The organism is Streptomyces longispororuber, from assembly GCF_024448165.1.
GTDB lineage: Bacteria > Actinomycetota > Actinomycetes > Streptomycetales > Streptomycetaceae > Streptomyces > Streptomyces longispororuber_A.
This window is the reverse complement of the sequence record NZ_JAMOLN010000374.1, coordinates 1-4,091: the sequence shown is the minus strand read 5'-3', so window position 1 is coordinate 4,091 and position 4,091 is coordinate 1. Positions and strand designations below refer to the sequence as shown.

The window sequence follows — 4,091 nt, the reverse complement described above, 5'->3', positions numbered from 1 at the left end:
ACCCCCGCCGCCCTGCTCGGTTCCGCGCTCGCCGCCGACCCCGGCCGCCCGCTCGTGACGTTCTACGACGATGCCACCGGGGAGCGCGTGGAGCTGTCCGTGGCCACGTTCTCCAACTGGGTGTCCAAGACCGCCAACCTGCTCCAGGGGGACCTGGGCGCCGAGCCCGGCGACCGGGTCGCCGTGCTGCTGCCCGCCCACTGGCAGACCGCGGTGTGGCTGCTGGCCTGTTCGTCGGTCGGCGTCGTCGCCGACGTCGGCGGGGACCCGGCCGGCGCCGATCTCGTGGTCAGCGGACCGGACACCCTCGACGCCGCCCTGGCCTGCTCCGGGGAGCGCGTCGCGCTCGCGCTGCGGCCGCTCGGCGGCCGGTTCCCGCAGCCGCCCGCCGGGTTCGCCGACTACGCGGTGGAGGTGCCGTCGCAGGGTGACCGGTTCGCCCCCTTCTCCCCCGTCGACCCCGACGAGGTCGCGCTCGTCGTGGCGGGCGCGGAGTGGACCGGCGCCGAGGTCGTCGAGAAGGCGGCCGCGGAGGCCGCGGGGCTGGGGCTGACCGGGCCGGGTTCGCGCCTGCTGTCCGGGCTCGGGTACGACACCTGGCGCGGGCTCGCCGCCGGGCTCTACACGCCCCTCGCGACCGGCGGCTCCGTCGTGCTCTGCCGCAACCTCGACCAGCTCTCCGAGGACGGCCTCGCCCAGCGCGTGGAGAGCGAGCGGGTCTCCGCGACCGCGCGGTAGCCCGTTCGGCCCAGCTCTCCCGGCCCGTCGCGGCGGCGGGGTCCATGGTCGTAGGGACGTGCTTTTTCGCTTCGTCTTCTACGTCGCCATGAGGGGGACCCGCACGTGACCGACTCTGCCGCCCCGCCGCCGCTCGGTCCGGGCAGCGGCTCGTCGCCGACCGGCGCCGGACGCGTACGGCGCCGCAGGCGATGGCTGCGGTACGCGGCGTTCGGCGCGGCGTTCCTGGTGCTCGTGGCGGGCGGGGCGGGCTGGATCCTGTACGAGAAGCTCGACGGGAACATCACCGAGGACACGGACGCCGCCGCCGAGCTCGCCCGCTACGAGAAGGAGCGGCCCACCGTCCTCGTCGACGGGGCGCAGAACCTGCTGCTGATCGGGTCGGACTCGCGGGCCGGCAAGAACGGGAAGTACGGCCGCAACGACGGCACGCAGCGCTCGGACACCACGATCCTGCTGCACGTCTCGGCGGACCGGAAGAGCGCGACCGCCGTCTCGTTCCCGCGCGATCTGATGGTCGACGTGCCGGCCTGCCGCAAGCCGGACGGTGAGCGCATCGAGCCGATGTTCGCGATGTTCAACTACGCCTTCGAAGTGGGCGGTTCGGCCTGCACGATCCGTACGGTCGAGAAGATGACCGGGGTGCGGATCGACCACCACATGGTCGTGGACTTCCAGGGCTTCAAGAACATGGTCGACGCCGTCGACGGCGTCGAGGTCTGCCTGGACAAGCCGATCGACGACCCCGACTCGCACCTGAAACTGGCCGCGGGCCGCCACGTCCTCGACGGCGAGCAGGCCCTCGGCTACGTCCGCGCCCGCAAGACGCTCGGCAACGGCAGCGACACCGAACGGATGGACCGCCAGCAGCAGTTCCTGGGGGCGCTCGTCACCAAGGTGCAGAGCAACGGCGTGCTGCTCAACCCGGCGAAGCTGTACCCCGTCCTGGACGCCGCCACGTCGTCGCTGACCACCGACCCCGGCCTGGCGAGCCTGCGCGGTCTCTACGACCTCGTCCGCGGCATGCGCGGCATCCCGGCCGACCACATCCAGTTCCTGACCGTGCCCCGGCAGTCGTACGTCTACAACGCCAATCGCGACCAGCTCCTCGAACCCGCCGCCGAGCGCCTCTTCACGCAACTGCGCACCGACGCCACCGTGGTGGTCACGAAGGAGACACCAGCGGACGTACAGGCCGAGACCGACCAGTCGTACGACAACGGGGACGGAACCGGCATGTCGGACGAGGGCATCTCCTACGAGGACAGCGGCTACGAGGGCGGCTACGACGAGGGCTACGACGGCGACGACGGCTGGAGCGACGAGAAGCCCGGGGCCGCCTCACCCTCCCCGACCCCCTCTCCCGCCGCTACTTTCCGAGGCAACACAGCGGCCCAGGACGGCTGCGGGTAAAGCTCCGGTCATCAGCTGACTCACAGGTTCAAAGAAATGGTCCGGATTGCCCAGTTGTAGGGGAGTGGAATTTGTCACCGCCGTCGCTTGACGCTGAACTGGGCGGATAGTGTGAGCGATCCGGTGCACCCGGCCTGCTTCGTCGGCGAGGTCGCGCACTGCTTACCGACTGATCGGGCGCCCGCTTTGAGGGGGGTGGGGCGCCGCGTGGCCCCGACGGAGGACCAGACAACCGTGGACGCGCAAGGCCGTGGGCGGGCGGAGAACGTCGACCCTGCAGACCAGTGGGTGCTCAACCCCCAGACTGGTGACTACGAACTGCGACTGACTCCTTCCGGAGGGCAGTCGGCGGTGCCCGGCCCCCGGCGCGCGGCCCCGCGCGGCGGTGACGGCGGCGGTGGCAGACGCGAGCAGCGGGACGTACCGCCGCAGCGCAGGCGCCGCGAGCCGCAGTCGCAGGCTCCGCCGCCCGGGCGGCGCCGTTCTAAGCCCAAGAAGAAGAAGTCGACGGGCAAGAAGGTCCTGCTGTGGACGGCCGGCACCCTGTCGTTCGTGGTGCTCGCCACGGCGATCACCGGCTACGTCTACTACGAGCACCTGAACGGCAACATCACGGTCGACGACACCCCCGAGGCCAAGGACAGCTTCAGCAAGGACGAAGCGTTCAACATCCTCGTCATCGGTACGGACAAGCGGACCGGCAAGGGCAACGAGGGCTACGGCGACAAGGGCAGCGTCGGGCACGCCGACACGAACATCCTGCTGCACGTCTCCAAGGACCGGACGAACGCGACGGCGCTGAGCATTCCGCGCGACCTCATCGTGGACGTGCCGGAGTGCGAGGCGGACGGCAAGCCGATCGCGGGCTCCACCGGCGTCCGGTTCAACACGAGCCTGGGGCAGGGCGGCCGGGACGCCGGCTGCACGATGAAGACGGTCAAGGCGGTCACGGGCATCACCCCCGACCACTTCATGATGGCCGACTTCAACGCGGTGAAGACGCTGACCAGCGCGGTCGGCGGCGTCGAGGTCTGCGTCGCCAAGGACGTGAACGACCCGGACTCGCACCTCAAGCTCACCAAGGGCACCCACAACCTGGCGGGCGAGCAGGCCCTCGCGTTCCTGCGCACCCGGCACAGCTTCGGCAACCAGGGCGACCTGGACCGGATCAAGGTGCAGCAGCAGTTCCTCGGTTCCCTCGCGCGCAAGATGAGTTCGGGCGACACCATCACCAACCCGGTGAAGCTGACCCGGCTCGCCGACGCCGCGACCAAGGCGCTCACGGTCGACCAGGGCATAGGAAGTCTGAACAAACTCAAGGACGTGGCCCTGGAGTTGAAGAAGGTGCCGACGAAGAACATCTCGTTCGTCACCACTCCGGTCATCGACAACCCGGCCGAGAAGACGCCCGTCACCGTCGTCGTCGATCAGACGAAGGGGCCCGAGGTCTTCGACGCCGTCAAGAACGACGTCTCCCTGACGGAGACCAAGAAGAAGAAGGCCCAGCAGGCGAAGGCCGCCGACGCGGCCAAGCTCAAGGGGACGAAGTCCGCCGCGTCCGATGTGCGCGTCGACATCTACAACGGCAGCTCCACCCCGGGCGCGGCCCAGGCGACCGTCACCTACCTGCAGAACAACGAGGGCGTGACGAAGTCCAGCCAGCTGGGCAACGCCCCGGCGAAGCAGGCGAAGACGACCCTGGAGTACTCGCCCGACCAGGCCGACCAGGCCCGCCGGCTCGCCGACATCATGGGGCTGCCCGGCTCCGCGCTGAAGCCGGGCAAGAGCGAGCTGAACGACCAGGGGCTGCCGGCGATGGTGCTGATCCTCGGCTCCGACTTCAAGGAAGCGGGGCAACCCATCGGCACGGGTTCGGCGAAGGCGCCGGACGTCATCAAGCAGACGGCGGACAAGACTGTGTGCGCCAAGTGACCAACCTC

The 4,091-nt window shown here is 70.0% G+C and carries 3 protein-coding genes; all 3 read left to right on the top strand.

What is annotated here, in order from left to right:
- Positions 1 to 738, top strand: a 738-nt coding sequence (locus M4J07_RS46850) for a TIGR03089 family protein (RefSeq protein WP_255983343.1), incomplete at its 5' end; no start/stop codon positions are given.
- Between the two features lie 105 nt (positions 739 to 843).
- Positions 844 to 2,151: an LCP family protein gene (locus M4J07_RS46845; RefSeq protein ID WP_255983341.1), complete on the top strand. Its 1,308-nt coding sequence runs from the start codon at positions 844 to 846 to the stop codon at positions 2,149 to 2,151.
- Positions 2,152 to 2,385: 234 nt separating this feature from the next.
- On the top strand, positions 2,386 to 4,083 hold the full coding sequence (locus M4J07_RS46840) for an LCP family protein (protein ID WP_255983339.1): 1,698 nt from the start codon (positions 2,386 to 2,388) through the stop codon (positions 4,081 to 4,083).
- Positions 4,084 to 4,091 lie beyond the last annotated feature (8 nt).